Genomic DNA, 14,858 nt, shown 5'->3' on the forward strand with positions numbered 1-14,858 from the left:
CGAAGCCGCGGAAGGGTGAGCGCGACGGAAGAGGCATGATAACCCCCACCATCCTCATCGCCGACGACCACCCGCTGTTCCGCCAGGCGCTGACCCTCGCCGTCACCCAGGTCCGCGCGCAAGCGACCATCCTCGAAGCCGGCTCGCTCGACCGCGCGGTGCAAGCGGTCCGTGCAGCAACCGACCTGACCCTGATCCTCCTCGACCTGAACATGCCCGGCGCGGTCGGCTATAGCGGCGTCGCCCTGCTCCATGCCGAGGCCCCCGACGTCCCCATTCTCGTCATCTCCGGCGCAGACCGCGCCGCCGCCTATGCCCAGGTCGCCCGCTTCGGCGCGGTCGGCTTCGTCGGCAAGGACGCCCCGCTCGACCAGATCGAAACCGCCATCGCCGCCGCCCTGTCCGGCGAACGCATGGCCATCGAGGCTCCGGGCGAGGACGACATCGCCACCCGCGTCGCCACCCTCACCCCGACGCAACTGCGCGTCCTGCTCGGCGTCCTCGCCGGCCGCCTCAACAAACAAATCGCCCACGACCTCGGCATCGCCGAAGCCACCGTAAAGGTCCACATGACCGCCGTGCTGCGCAAACTCGACGTCGGCAATCGCACGCAGGCGGCGGTGGCGGCGAGGGCATTGGGGCTGGAGGTGGCGGGGTAGAGACGAAAAGTTCTCAAATTGGATCGAGTTGCGGGAAAGCGGATGGGCCAGGAATCCTATTGGACCGTATAGACCTTCTGCACGATACCTTCAGGCGATCTATAAGTTTGAAAGCCCATCGCCTCATAGTAGCGAAGACCAGACGGATTATCGGCACCGATATAGGCGTCTATTTTCTCCATCCCCACTTGTTCTGCCGCGTCTCGGCTCGATCGAAACAGCGCACTCCCTACGCCTTGCCGATGGGCGCGGGGGCTGATGTGGGTGCCTATGATCCCCCAGCCCGCCGGCACGTCGTAACGGTTGCCCACTTCCGCCCGAATCAATAACTGAAAGCCGAGAACAACCCCTTCGTTGTCAATCGCTACCGTGCAACGAATACTGGCCGGGTTGGCGATGTATTGCTGGGTCACGAACGCTTCATCGTTCGGCCGTTCTCGACCCGTATGTGCGATTATCTCGCGTAGCACTTGGCTCATAGCTGCCGCATCATCGAGTGATGCTGTGCGGGTGTCCATATATTCCCAACCTCTGTCCCAGCCAGACCTTATGCAACTGTGAGCGCGGTCTGCAAATGAGCGATGACAATGCCGTCCCGAAAAGAAACCTGTGACGAGAATTCCGCCGCGCCGATCCCGCTAACGGCCGCTTGCGGGTTCCGCTTTCCCGAGACCCCTGTGCGGCCATAGCGAAACGGGAAGCTGCGGAACCGCAGGAACACCGATACCGTCCGCCGACCGTCGATGGCGACCGGCACCCACCCGCCCGACCCCTTTCCTACAGCGCCATCCTTTGCGACCCTCCCATCCGGCTCCTTCTCTCTGCTGCTAACCCTCCACGCACCACGCCCCAAATGCGCAACACAACACAAAACGCGGCAAGTGTGACTTTTGTGACCTTTGGCCGATTTCCGTAAGGTTTTCAGACCCCGCCGCGGGCAAAGCCCGCGTCGTCGGACGGCGCTTTTCGCGCCGCCGGCCTGCCGCGTCTTCGGCGGCTCGGCCTAGCTTCGCTACGCGTTGCCCGGCGCGGCCAGCCACGCATCAAACACCTCCCCCGACAACGGCTTCAGCAACACCGCCACCCCCGAAGCTTCCGCCCGCTCCGCCAGCGCCCGCCCGGCATCCGCCGTCACCAGCGCCGCCCGCAACCCCGGCGCCCTTGCCCGCAGCATGTCGATCAGCGCCAGCCCATCGACCGCCCCGCCCAGGTCATGGTCGACGAACGCTACCGCCGCCCCCTCGACCTGCGCCAACGCTTCCTCGACCGTCGCCGCGACCCCCACGCCATGCCCCCGGCTCACCGCCAGCGCCGCCATCGCCGCCCGCACCCCGGCATCGTCGTCGACGATCAGGCAGTCGAGCGGCCGGACCTCGCGCTCCACCGCCCGCACCAGCGGAACGACCACCGCGCCCTGCGCAATCGGCAGTGCGACGGCAAACCGGCTCCCCCGCCCGACCCGGCTGTCGAGCGTCACCTCCGCCCCCAGCAGCGCCGCCGTCCGGGCGACGATGGCGAGGCCCAACCCCAGCCCGGCATCCTCGGCATTGGCCAGCCGCTCGAACTCACGAAACACCCGCGCCCGATCACCCTCGGCAATCCCCGGTCCGCTGTCGACGACCTCGATCCGCACCATGCCGCCCCGCCGCCGCGCCCCGATCACTACGCCACCCCGCGCCGTATAGCGCACCGCATTGCCCAGCAGGTTCTGCACGATCGATCGCAGCAGCACCCGGTCGGTCTCGACCACCGCATCGCCCGGCCCCAGTCGCAGCGTCAGTCCCTTGGTCCGCGCCTGATCGGCAAAGCTGTCGACCAGTTCGCCGAGCAACCCGCGCACCGCAAAGCGGGTCGGCACCGGCACGATCCCGCCGGCGTCCAGCTTCGATATGTCGAGCAGCGCGCGCAGCAACTGGTCCGCCGCCGCGATCGACTGGTCGATCCGCTCGACCAGCGGTTTGGCGCGATCGTCCGCCCCCCGCGCCAGCGCGGCGGTGAACAGCCGCGCGGCATGGAGCGGCTGCAACAGGTCGTGGCTGGCGGCGGCGAGGAACCGGGTCTTGTCCGCGGTCGCCCGCGCCAGCGCGGCATTCGCCTCCGACAGCGCGCGCGTCCGTTCCTCGACCCGCTGCTCCAGCTCGGCGCGCGCCGTCTCGACCGCGCGCAGCGCCTGTGCCTCGGCGGTAATGTCCGAGAAACACATGACATAGCCGCCGCCCGGCATCGGCCCGCCGACGGTCTTGAGCACCCGCCCGTCGTTGCGCACCCGCTCGAAACTGTGCCGCGCACCGCGCCGCATATGCGCCAGCCGCCGGGCGACATGGTCGTCGACCTCGCCGGGGCCGCAATCGCCGCGCAGGGCATTGAAGGCGATCGCATCGGCAACCGGCGCCCCGACCCGGATCATGCCGGCCGGAAAGCCGAACAGGTCGAGGTACCGCTGATTCCACGCGACGAGGTTCAGCTCGGCATCGACCACGCTGACCCCCGGATCGATATGCTCCAGCGTCGCGGCGAGCAGCCCTTTCGAGAATTGCAGGCTCTGTCCGCTAGCATCCAGCATCCGCGCGACGTCTTCGGCACCCAGCGCCTCACCCGACAGCGCCGACGCGACCAGCCGCCGCGCCGACGACACGCCCACCACCTGCGCCACCAGCCGCTCGGCCTGCCGCGCCGCGCGGGCATCGACATGCGTCCCCTCGCCCAGACCAGCGACCGCGCGCTCTTCGCCGACGAAGCGCGCGACCAGCCGGGTCAGCTCGCCCAGATCGCGGACCGGCGGCACCCGTTCGTCGCGGGCGAACGGCAGGCGCGGGGCGCGCGACGCCGCGACGATCGCATGGACGATCAGGTTCGCCGCCAGCGTCGCCACCGCCGCCGCCGACAGCGCACCCAGTCCCGGCACCCCCGACACCGGCAGCGGCGCGCCGGTCAGCGTCGGCACGAACAACAGGAACGTCCACCCGACCAACCCGGTGGTCAGCCCCGCCTTCGCCGCCAGCGGATCGCGCCCGCCGCGCCCGATCGCCAGCAGCAGCGCCGGCGCGAACTGCGCCATCGCCGCGAACGCGACCAGCCCGATCGCGGCCAGTCCCCGGGTCGTCGGGATCAGCAACGCGCACGCCGTCGCCACGCCGATGATCCCGGCGACCACCCCGCGCCGCACCCAGAGCAGCGTGCGCCCGACATGCTCGGCGGCGGCAAGGCGCGGGCTGCGCAGCAGCAGTGGCGCGATCAGGTCGTTCGACACCATCGTCGCCAGCGCCACCGTCTCGACCACGACCATCGCCGTCGCCGCCGAAAACCCGCCGAGAAAGCCGAGCAGCGCCACCGCCGGCGCGCCCGCCGCGATCGGCATGGCGATGACCAGCAGGTCGGGCCGGGCCATGCCCCCCTGCACCAGCGCGGCCAGCGTGATCGGCAGCACCAGCAACGCGGTCAGCGTAAGATAGGCGACGAACGGCCATCGCGCGCGCCACGGATCGCCCGGCTCGGTCGCGGCGACCACCGTCACCTGAAACTGGCGCGGCAGACACAGCATCGCGGCCGCCGCTAAAAGCGTCGTGATGATGAAATCCCCCAGGTCCGGCGCGCGCGCGAACCCGGCCGAGAGCCGCGCCAGCCCGGCGCTCTGAGCCTCCGGTAGCGCGCGGGTAACCAGCAGGACGGCAAACAGCGCCACCCCGGCAAACGCCGCCAGCTTGACCACCGATTCGATCGCGACCGCCGCCAGCAGGCCGGACTCAGCGCGCGGCTCGGCATCGCTGTGTGGTCCGAAGGCGATGGCGAACCCGGCCAGCACCAGCGCGGTGACGACGACCGGCCGCGTGACGTCCGCCGTGCCGGCCAATGCGGCATAGCTGGTCGCGACCGACCGCAATTGCAGCGCGACATAGGGCACGGTGCCGATCAGCGCGATCAGCGTGACCAGCGCCGCAACCCCCCGGCTGCGCGAAAAGCGCGATCCGATGAAGTCGGCGATCGACGTCGCGCCATCGGCCTGCACCGCACTGACCAGCCGCACCAGCAACCGCCCGCCCAGCACGAAGATCAGGATCGGCCCCAGATAGATCGGCAGATACGCCCATCCATCGGCGACCGCGCTGCCGACCGCGCCGTTGAACGTCCAGCTGCTGCAATAGACCGCCAACCCCAGCGTATAGACGATCTGCCGGTCGCGCGGCGTCAGCCCGCGCCGACGCGCGCCCCATGCCACCGCGAACAGCAATGCGGCATATCCGATCGCGACCGCGAACAGCAGCAATCCGTTCATGCCGACCCTCCGGCCTGCCGTCCTACGCGTAGAGTCCGATCCGGCAAAGCCGGATCAGGGCGGCACCGGCCCACTCCCCCACCCGACCACCCACAGCGTATCCTGACTGGGTGGTCGGGTGGGGGAGTGGGCCGATGCCGCTTCCACGGAAATGGACCGCCGCTGTCAGTGGAAATCGCGCGATTTGGGCACCAGCCGCACGTCGCGCGGATGGCGCGATGCGATCGGTCGCACCACCTCGTCACCGCGCGACGACGGCACCGGTGGCGGTGCTTCGCCCAGCCGGTCGAGCAGGTCGCTGCGATCCCATACCCGCGCGCCCATCAGGTGCACGATCCCCTCGCGGCTGCGCTGCACCTCCCCCTCGACCATCATCAGTCGTGCGCCCATCACCTCGCTCCGATACGCCTCGAACAGCCGCGCCCACAGCACGACATTGGTGATGCCGCCCTCATCCTCCAGCGTGACGAAGATCGCATTGCCCTTGCCCGGCCGCTGCCGGACAAGGACGAGACCGGCGACGGTGACGCGCGCCCCCGCCTTCGCCCTCATGATCCCGGCGCAACTGGTCACCCCCATCCGGTCGAGCCGGTCGCGCAGGAACTGCATCGGATGCCCCTGCAGCGACAGTCGCAGCGTCTGGTAATCGGTCACGACATGCTCGACCGCGGGCATGGACGGCAGCGTCATGTCCGGCTCCGCGCCCAGTTCGGCGGCGCTGGCATGGGCGAACAGCGGCAGTTCGGCATCGGGCGTGCGCCGCACCTCCCACAATGCCTTGCGCCGGTCGAACCCTATCGAGCGGAACGCATCGGCATCGGCCAGCAACCGCAGTGCCCGCTGCGGCAACCGTGCCCGCCGCGCCAGTTCCTCGACGCTGGCGAACGGTCGCGCGGCGGCGATCGCATCGGCCCAGCCCTCGCGAAACCCGTCCATCTGCCGAAACCCCAGCCGCAGCGCGAGGGACGTCCCCTCCAGCTTGTTCTGCCAGTCGCTGACATTCACATCGATGCCGCGCACCTCGACCGCATGGTCGCGCGCATCGCGGACGATCTGGGCGGGCGCATAAAATCCCATCGGCTGCGAATTGAGCAGCGCGCAGGCGAACACCGCCGGATGATGGCATTTGATCCACGACGACACATAGACCAGCCGCGCGAACGACAGCGCGTGGCTTTCGGGAAAGCCGTAGCTGCCGAACCCCTCGATCTGGCGGAAACAGCGCTCGGCGAAGTCCGGCTCGTAACCGCGTGCGGTCATACCGGTGACCAGCTTGTCGCGCAGTTCCTGGATCGTACCGGGATTGCGGAACGTCGCCATCGCTTTGCGCAGCTTGTTCGCTTCGCCCGGCGTGAAACCGGCAGCGACGATCGCCAGCTTCATGACCTGTTCCTGGAACAACGGCACGCCGTACGTTCGGTTCAACAACGTCTTGAGTTCATCGGGATCGTGCGGCGGCTTGGGCGAGGGATAGGTCACCACCTCCTTGTTCGCACGGCGGCGCAGATAGGGGTGGACCATATCCCCCTCGATCGGCCCCGGCCGCACGATCGCGACCTGCACCGACAGGTCGTACAGGTTCACCGGCTTCAACCTTGGCAGCATGTTCATCTGCGCGCGGCTTTCGACCTGGAACACGCCGATGCTGTCGCCCTTGTGCAGCATCCTGTAGACGTCTTCGTCATCGGCCTTCAGGTCGACGGTCAGGTCGTGATCGCCCAGCCCGTGCAGGCGCAGCAGGTCGAACGCCTTGCGGATGCAGGTCAACATGCCGAGCGCCAGCACATCGACCTTCATCAGCCCCAGCGCATCGATATCGTCCTTGTCCCATTCGATGAAGGTCCGCCCTTCCATCGCGCCGTTATGGATCGGCACCATCTCGTCCAGTCGTCCCTGCGTCAGCACGAACCCGCCCACATGCTGCGACAGATGCCGGGGGAATTTGAGGATCTGGTCGACCAGATCGCGCAGCTGCGCGATCTCCGGATTGTCGATGTCGAACCCCGCGCTGGTATAGCGCCGCGCCTCCATCTCACCCGCGAAACTGCCCCACACGGTGCTGCCCAGCCGCTGCGTCACGTCGCGGGTCAGGCCCAGCACCTTGCCGACCTCGCCCACCGCGCTGCGTGGCCGGTAATGGATCACGGTCGCGGCGATGCCCGCCCGCTCGCGGCCATAGCGGGCGTAGATATACTGGATCACCTCCTCGCGCCGTTCATGTTCGAAATCGACGTCGATATCGGGCGGCTCGCCGCGCTGTTCGGACACGAAGCGCGAGAAGAGCAGGTCATGTTCGCTCGGATCGACCGAGGTGACGCCCAACAGGAAACAGACGATCGAATTGGCCGCCGACCCGCGCCCCTGGCACAGGATCGGCGGATCGCAGGTCCGCGCAAAGCGGACCAGATCGTGGACGGTCAGGAAATAATGCGCGTATTTCTCCTTGCGGATCAGCGTGAATTCTTCGTCCAGCCGCCGCTGCACCTCGACCGGCAGGTCAGGACCATAACGGTCATGCGCGGCGGTGATCGACAGATGTTCGAGCCAATCCTGCGCCTCCCAACCCGGCGGCACCGGCTCGTGCGGATATTCGTACTTCAGGTCGGTCAGGCGAAAGCTGATCCGCTTGAGGATGGCGACGCTTTCCTCGACCGCTTCGGGACAATCGCGGAACAGCCGTGCCATCTCTTCCGGGGATTTCAGGTGGCGTTCGGCATTGGCCGCCAAACGCTTGCCGGCGGCGGCGATCGTCGTCCCCTCCCGGATACAGGTCAGCACATCGTGCAACGGGCGCTGCTCATGCGTGGCATACAACGCGTCGTTGGTCGCCAGCAGCGGCACGCCGACGCTCCGCGCCAACGCCATCCGTGCCGCCAACCGCCGCCGGTCGCGCCCGCCGCGCGGCATCGTCGCCGCCAGCCACACCCGCCCCGGACAGGCATCGCGCAACCGCGCCAGCAGCGCGGCATCGGGCGCGGTGACGATCAGCAACAACCCCTCCTGCCACGCCAGCAGATCGGTCAGTTCGAGATGACAGTCACCCTTCTTCGCCTTGAGATTGCCCCCGCTCAGCAACCGCGTCAGCCGCCCCCATGCCGCCCGGTCGACGGGATAGGCGACGATGTCCGGCGTCCCGTCCGCGAACACCAGCCGCGTGCCGACGACGAGGTCGAAGGGATAGTCGGGCAGCCCCGCCTCGCGTCGCTTTTCCTTCTCATTCTTCAACGCCAGATGCGCCTGCACGACCCCCGCCACGGTGTTGCGGTCGGCAATCCCGATCCCCGCCATTTTCAGTTCGTTCGCCCGGGCTACCATGTCGGAGGGTGGCGACGCTCCACGCAGGAACGAAAAATGCGTCGCGGCGATCAGTTCGGCAAAGGCCATCTCACGGACGGGCCTCGCCCGCCCCTTTCGTCATCGCACCAACCTTCGTCATCCCGGCGCAGGCCGGGATCCACCTGGCCGCATATCCGATGGCTTCGGCGCTTGCGGAACTTTGGATCCCGGCCTGCGCCGGGATGACAAAGTGGCGAGCAACCCGTTTGCCCCCCCAGCTTGCCACACCACCCTTCGTCATTCCCGCACAGGCGGGAATCCATTCACGCCGACGCTGCGGACGGAAGCGGGACGTTTGCGCATATGGATTCCCGCCTTCGCGGGAATGACGGGCCGGACAAAGAGTCACGCAAACACCCCATGCACATACCATAGCGGATCGGGCGTCTCGCGATCGTACAGCCCATGCCGAAAGATCCAGTAACGCCGCCCGCGCACATCCTCGACCCGATAATAATCGCGCGTCCGCACCTTGGCCTGGCCCCTACGCCACCACTGCGCCGCGATCCGTTCCGGCCCCTCGAACCGGATCACGTCGTGCAGCACCCGCCGCCAGCGAAAGCGGTGCGGCGGGCCGTCGGGCACCTCGGCCATCACCTCGATCCGTTGCGGCGGATCGAACAGGTGGATCGGACGCAGCGGCGGCTCGCCCGTCTCGGGCGCGTCCCACCCGGTCGGTACCGGCGCGTCGATCGCGTCGATGGTCAGCACGCCCTGTTCCGGCAGATGGCTGTCGCCGGGCGCAACCCGCGCGATGCGCCCCCGGCCGAGGCGAGTGCTGAGGCGGTCGACCAGCGCCGCCATCGCCTCCTCGCTGACCGCGCCCCCTTCCAGCTGCAATTGCGTCGGCGCCAACGGTTCGAGCGCGGGAACGCTCATGCGGATCATGTCGAAACCGAACCCCGGATCGATCGGATCGGCCAGCGCGTCGATCCGTTCGCGGAACTGGCGTAGGATCGACGGCGGATCGCGAAGCGGCAGCCCGCTTTCGACCGCCAGATCGCGCAGCGCGCCATCGGCGCGGTACAGCCGCACCGCAAAACGCCGCCCGCCCCGGTCGCGCGCGGTCAGTTCGGCCTCCGCCTCCGCCGCCAGATCGCCGATCGTCGCCAGCACATCGGCATCGCGCGCGATCGGTTCGGCGAAGCGCCGTTCGAAGAACAGGGCCGGCAAGGCGCGCCGCGGCCGCAACCGCTGATCGGCATCGCCCAGCAGCCGTGCGAGTGCCGCCACCGTCTCCTCGCCGAAGCGTGCCGCGATCGGTGCGGTCGGACGGCTGGCAAGATCGCCGATGGTACGCAGGCCCGCCCGGCGCAGCGCCACCGCAATCTCGTCGTCGAGCCGCAGCGCCGCCACCCCCAGCCGCCGGATCGCCGCCGCCTCGCTTGCCGCCGGCGCACTCTGGAACCGCGCCAGCGCCTGCGCCGCATCGGGCGTATCGGCCAGCGCATGACGCAGCGCCCCGAACCGCGCAAGCCGCGCCTCGACCTCGGCGACCAACGCCCCCTCCCCGCCGAACAGGTGCGCGCAGCCGGTGATGTCGAGCGTCACCCCGTCGCCCCCGTCCAGCGCCACCAGCGGCGTGAACCGGTCGCAGGCATCGGCAATCCGCTCCAACCAGCCATGATCGGCGAACGGATCGGCATCGACCACCGCCAGTTCGGGCAGTTGCGCGCGCGCATCGGCCAGCGCCATGCCGGGGGACAGGCCCTTGTCCAGTGCCTGGGGGTCGACCGATGCGATGCGCAAGGCACCGCGCGCCGTCTCGACACAGACGAATGGCGCATCATCCGGCACGGCGCAGGGGGATTGGCGCAGCAGCCGGTCGGCGGGCAGGAACGGCCACCACAGCGCCAGATGGCGTCGGGCTGGTGAAGACGGCTTGCTCACGGTTCCACTCCACTTGCCAGCGGCCATCGGCACCCCGGCCGCGCTGACGCAATAATTCGAGGTCGAAGGTCGGATGACCCGGCGCATTGGCGGGCAAGGGTTGCGACGCGCAGGATCGCACCGCCCAGCGTGTGTCGGCGGCGCTCGCCACCGGCGTCGCGGCGATGCGCAGCAACAACGCCGCCACCCCGCTTTCTTCCGCCGCCAGCGCGAGCCGGCGGCTGGCGGTCAGGTCGAGCACTTTGGGATCGCGGTGCAGTTCGATCACCGCCACCCCGACTCCCGCGCAGCGCACGACATCGGCGGCAGCGCGCAGCACCGACAGCGCATCGGGCAGCAGCCCCAGCAGCAGTCGCGCCGGATCGAGTCCGATCTCGACCAGCCCCGGCGCATGCAGGTGCCCGCCGCCGCGCACCGCCGCCTCCTCGCGCAGCCAGACGATGCCGCCGCCCAGCCGGATCGACAACATCCCCGCAAAGCCGGTCGCGCTGCCGGCGTCGCCCGCTTCAGCCGCGAAAATCTCGTGCAGCCGCCCCCGCGCGATGCCGCCACCCAGCGCGGCATCGATATCGCCATGCCCGGTCGCGACCCGAACCGCCTTGCCTGCGGGCGCGCGCCGCTCCATGGCAGCGACTCGCCGCTTCAGCGCGGACAGGGTGGACGACTCTTCGTTCATGATTTGTTCTTTATCGCGCGTCTGTTGCGGATTCGTCAATCCAGTGGGATTCGAATGATTTTCACGCGAAGGCGCGAAGGTCGCGAAGAAAGATCTCGCGCAAAGGCGCGGAGGCGCAGAGATGGTGCGCGGCTTGGCATCCGCGTGCGTCCGGCAGACGATCCGCACCCGGATACCATGGGGATAAGGCCGCTGTCGCGGAACAAGGCTGTAGCAGACGCAACCCCTCTGCGCCTCTGCGCCTCTGCGCCTCTGCGCGAAATCTACCTTCTGGTTTCTCTTCACGCCTTCGTGTTGATCAACCAACCGGCAACGGCTCCACATCGACCGACACCTGCATCGTCTGCGCGCCCGACCCCAGCACCACGCCGTCGATCGGCGCGATGTCGGCATAGTCGCGGCCGATCGCCATCACGACATGGTCCTCCGCCATCCAGATGCCGTTGGTCGGATCGACCCCGACCCAGCCGAGCAGCGGCCCGGCCCAGACCAGCACCCAGGCATGGGTCGCATCGGCTCCGACCAGGCGTTCCTGCCCCGGCGGCGGCAGAGTGCGCAGATAGCCCGAGCAATAAGCAGCGGGCAGTCCTGCCCCACGCAGGCCGGACAGCATGATCTGCGCAAAATCCTGACACACCCCGCCGCGCTTGGCGAAGGCTTCGGCGGGCGGCGTATCGACCAGCGTCGCGGTCGGATCAAAGGCGAAGTCGCGCTGGATTCGCCGGGCCAGCGCGATCGCCGCGTCGAGGATCCCGCGATCGTCCCACAAATCCTCGGCACACCATGAAGCGATCTCGGGCACGATCGGCACATGGGCGGAGGGAAACAGATAGCTGACCGGACTGGCCGGTCCGGCATCCTGCACCTGCGCCACCATCGCCCGGATATCGGCCAGCGTCGGATCACCCGACGATGCGAACGGGATCGGCCGCTCGACCCGCACTGTCGCACGACTCTCGATCGTCAGCGTGCGTTCGGGGCGGTCGACCTCCAGCCGGGTGACGTTAGCCAGTCCCGCCTGCGCCCGTGCCGGGGCGGTCCGTCCGCCCGGCTCGACCAGCAGCGCATAGTCCTCCAGCGTCTGCCCCGACCACAGGATCGGACGCAGCCGCAGATTGCAGCGCGCGAAGCCGGCCGCCTCGGCATAATCGAAGCGGGTGATGTGGCGGATGGCATAGCGCATCATGCGAGGGTCAATCCGGCTTCACGGAGCGCCTGCGCGCCCTGCAGAAAATAGCGGGTGGCGATCGCGTCCGACAGCTTCTGCAACTGCTGGTTGATTTCCAGCACCCAGCCGCGGTCGAGCCGCTCGGCCGATGCCATCGCGATGCCCGCCGTCAAACGGGCAGCGATGCGCTGTTGCGGTTCGGCGATGCCAGCGTCGTTCAAGACTGGCAACTTCCCCAGATGCCCGACGATCGTTTCCACCTGGAACGCGATGCCGCGCGGATTGCCGGGGTCGAGAGCGATCAGGTCGATCACCGGCACCCGCGCAAAGCCGATGAGGTAACGCTGGCGATAGCTGATCTGGCTGTCCGCCAGGTCGAGCAATGTCGACAGATCCTCGGCACTGGCGCGGCGCAGATCGACCGCCAACAGCGTGCGCGTCGCCGCCATCGCCCGTTCGATCCGCCGCCCCAGATCGTGGAACCGCCACGCATCGGTCCGCCCCATATGTTCGGCCGATAGTCCGGCTAGCGCGGCATAGCGGCGCTGCAACGTGCCCGCGCGGTCGAGCAGCGTGCCTGCGGTCGGATGCGGCGCGTCGAGCAGGCGCACCATGTCGGCCGACAACCGGTCGCGCGACACGCCGCCGATGCCGGTCGCCATGCGGTTGATCGCGCGGACGCTGCCCCAGCCATCGACCGATTCCATCGCTTCGCGCCCGAAATCGACCAGATCGCGGCGACGATGACTGGGCGGGCGGGGCGCAGCCCCGGTATCGGCGATGATCGTCACCAGCCGCTCGACCGTCTCGGGTGCCAAGGCCGCGCCGGTATCGGCCGAGATCGAATGGCCGAACAGCACGCGGATCACGCCCAGCAGCGCCTCTCCCCGTTCAAGATAGCGGCCCAGCCAGAACATGTTGTCGGCGACGCGGCTGGGCAGCGTCCCCGGATTACGCCGCAGTTCGACGCTGTCGGCGGCTTGCAGCAGCGACACCGGCGCGACCGGATCGGGACCATGGACGATGACGTCGGCCGACCACGACCCCTCGCCCATCACCGCCGCGCGCGCGTCGGGCTGATCGCCGATGCGAACGAACCCGCCGGGCAGTACGACCCAGCGGCCATCGGCCCCGCGCGCGGCAAAGACCCGCAGCGAGAAGGGACGCGGCTGAAGCCCCTCTCCGCACACCGTCGGCATCGTCGACAGTTCGGCAAGTTCCTGCCCGACATAATCCTGCGGGCGCAGCGCCATCGCCGTCGCCAGCCGTGCGCGGGCGTCGGCGTCCAGCGTCGCGCCGAGCACTGGTCCGGCCAGTTCGGGCACCGGCCCCGCAAAGGCGGGGCCGATCACCAGTTGATCGAGCGACGCCAGCACATGGTCGCGGTCCTGCGCACGGCCGCACCACCATGTCCCGATCGACGACAGCGCCGGCGCACGTCCCAGCAACCGCTCGCCAAGCACCGGCAGGAACGCGGCAAAGGCTGGCGATTCGAGCACGCCCACCCCCGGCGCATTGGCGATCACGACATTGCCCGTCGCCATCGCGTCGATTAGGCCGGGCACGCCGATCGTCGAACCGGCATCGAACGCCAGCGGGTCGATCAGCCGCGGATCGATCCGCCGCCACAGCGCGTCGATCCGCTTCAGCCCGGCGATGGTGCGGACATAGAGCTGATCGTCGCGCACCGCGAGGTCGGCACCCTCGACCAGCAGGAACCCCAGATACCGGGCCAGATGCGCCTGTTCGGGATAGCTGGGATTGAGCTTGCCCGACGTCAGCAGGCCGATGCGCGGCTCGGCCCGGCGGCAGGCAGCGGCGATCCCGGCGCGCATCGCCGCGAAGAAGGGCGCGTGGCGTTCGACGTTGAGCCGCGACGGCAACCCGCCCAGCGTCCGCCCCATCGCCAGCCGGTTTTCGAGCGCATAGCCCGCCCCCACCGGCACCCGGACATGATCGGCCAGCACCCGCCAGCGGCCGTCGGGACCACGGCACAGGTCGGCGGCGACGAAGTGCAGTTGATGTCCGCCCGGGGGCACCACCCCGACCATCGGCCGCAGGAACAGCGGCGATCCGGTGACCAGCATCGCCGGCAGCGTGCCGTCCGCGACCAGTTGCTGACGCCCGTGGATATCGGCGATCACGCTCTCGAACAGGTCGGCGCGCTCCGCCATCCCGTCGGCGATGGTCCGCCATTCGTCGGCACCGATCAGCAGCGGGACCGGCGACAGCGGCCAGCGCCGCTCTTCGCTCTCGCCCGCCGCGCGGTAGGCGGTGCCGATATCGTCGGCATGGCGCTGCGCCCGTTCGCGCGCGGTGGCGAGCGTATTGCCGGGCAGGCCGGCCAGTTCCTCGAACGCGATCTCCCATGCCGCGCGGTCGCCATCGGTGGCGGCGGACAGCATATCGCCCCGCGGCGCGCGGGTCCGATATTCCTCCAGCCAGCGCCCACCCGTCGCGCCAGCATCGAACCGTCCGTTGATTGCGCTGCTGGCCATAGCGTTTCCCAAATCCCCGATCATTCCCAAGCACGCGCGCCGTGCAGGCGCAACCGGTTTGCAAGGGGTGGGTGCGGATAGGGGAGCGGGTTCCGCAGCGCACCTTGCCGTATACCGGCCTTCGCGAGGCCCTCTGCGAAAGTCCCGGCCGGCACCCGCTCCTGCGCGTACCCGGCGAAGGCAAGGCCTCTGCGAAAGTCCCGATCACCGGCCCCAATGCGTACCCCCGCGCAGGCGGGGGTCCAGGGCACCGATCGCAAGCCTCTGTTCTGCCTGGCTCTGGACCCCCGCCTGCGCGGGACTGTTTACACCGGCAGCATTTTGGATTCTTGTCTGTTCCCGAGGGTTGAGACAGGGA

General features: G+C 68.8%; 8 protein-coding genes. 1 reads left to right on the forward strand and 7 read right to left on the reverse strand.

The window, feature by feature from the left end; all coding sequences use genetic code 11:
- Positions 1-35: 35 nt before the first annotated feature.
- Positions 36-659 carry a response regulator transcription factor gene (locus ASE59_RS08560; RefSeq protein WP_056455083.1) on the forward strand — a complete coding sequence of 208 codons (624 nt, stop codon included), beginning with the start codon at positions 36-38 and terminating at the stop codon, positions 657-659.
- Positions 660-715: 56 nt separating this feature from the next.
- On the opposite strand, the gene ASE59_RS08565 is transcribed toward ASE59_RS08560, so the two are convergent.
- The 7 genes from ASE59_RS08565 to ASE59_RS08595 form a co-directional block, all read right to left on the reverse strand.
- Positions 716-1,177, reverse strand: coding sequence for a GNAT family N-acetyltransferase (locus ASE59_RS08565; protein ID WP_056455086.1), 462 nt, complete (start codon positions 1,175-1,177; stop codon positions 716-718).
- Positions 1,178-1,671: 494 nt separating this feature from the next.
- On the reverse strand, positions 1,672-4,932 hold the full coding sequence (locus tag ASE59_RS08570; protein ID WP_056455089.1) for a PAS domain-containing hybrid sensor histidine kinase/response regulator: 3,261 nt from the start codon (positions 4,930-4,932) through the stop codon (positions 1,672-1,674).
- A gap of 165 nt (positions 4,933-5,097) precedes the next feature.
- Positions 5,098-8,316 carry an error-prone DNA polymerase gene (locus ASE59_RS08575; protein ID WP_056455092.1) on the reverse strand — a complete coding sequence of 1,073 codons (3,219 nt, stop codon included), beginning with the start codon at positions 8,314-8,316 and terminating at the stop codon, positions 5,098-5,100.
- Positions 8,317-8,613: 297 nt separating this feature from the next.
- Entirely contained in the window at positions 8,614-10,158 is a 1,545-nt protein-coding gene (locus ASE59_RS08585; protein ID WP_082458180.1) for a Y-family DNA polymerase, read from the reverse strand.
- Positions 10,055-10,834 carry an ImuA family protein gene (locus ASE59_RS19130; RefSeq protein WP_082458181.1) on the reverse strand — a complete coding sequence of 260 codons (780 nt, stop codon included), beginning with the start codon at positions 10,832-10,834 and terminating at the stop codon, positions 10,055-10,057. The genes ASE59_RS08585 and ASE59_RS19130 overlap by 104 nt, the downstream gene beginning before the upstream one ends.
- Before the next feature lie 298 nt (positions 10,835-11,132).
- A complete protein-coding gene (locus ASE59_RS08590) occupies positions 11,133-12,017 on the reverse strand; it encodes a transglutaminase family protein (protein ID WP_056455120.1) in 885 nt (294 codons plus the stop codon).
- A complete protein-coding gene (locus ASE59_RS08595) occupies positions 12,017-14,500 on the reverse strand; it encodes a circularly permuted type 2 ATP-grasp protein (protein ID WP_056455102.1) in 2,484 nt (827 codons plus the stop codon). The genes ASE59_RS08590 and ASE59_RS08595 overlap by 1 nt, the downstream gene beginning before the upstream one ends.
- Positions 14,501-14,858: the final 358 nt, after the last annotated feature.

The sequence above is a fragment of the Sphingomonas sp. Leaf10 genome, from assembly GCF_001421245.1.
Classification (GTDB): Bacteria; Pseudomonadota; Alphaproteobacteria; order Sphingomonadales; family Sphingomonadaceae; genus Sphingomonas.

What these genes read in the sequence shown, in the direction of transcription:
- ASE59_RS08595 (WP_056455102.1), bottom strand. Translation starts at nt 14,500, where the DNA reads ATGGCCAGCAGCGCAATCAACGGACGGTTCGATGCTGGCGCGACGGGT.
- ASE59_RS19130 (WP_082458181.1), bottom strand. Translation starts at nt 10,834, where the DNA reads ATGAACGAAGAGTCGTCCACCCTGTCCGCGCTGAAGCGGCGAGTCGCT.
- ASE59_RS08560 (WP_056455083.1), top strand. Translation starts at nt 36, where the DNA reads ATGATAACCCCCACCATCCTCATCGCCGACGACCACCCGCTGTTCCGC.
- ASE59_RS08590 (WP_056455120.1), bottom strand. Translation starts at nt 12,017, where the DNA reads ATGCGCTATGCCATCCGCCACATCACCCGCTTCGATTATGCCGAGGCG.
- ASE59_RS08575 (WP_056455092.1), bottom strand. Translation starts at nt 8,316, where the DNA reads ATGGCCTTTGCCGAACTGATCGCCGCGACGCATTTTTCGTTCCTGCGT.
- ASE59_RS08565 (WP_056455086.1), bottom strand. Translation starts at nt 1,177, where the DNA reads ATGGACACCCGCACAGCATCACTCGATGATGCGGCAGCTATGAGCCAA.
- ASE59_RS08570 (WP_056455089.1), bottom strand. Translation starts at nt 4,932, where the DNA reads ATGAACGGATTGCTGCTGTTCGCGGTCGCGATCGGATATGCCGCATTG.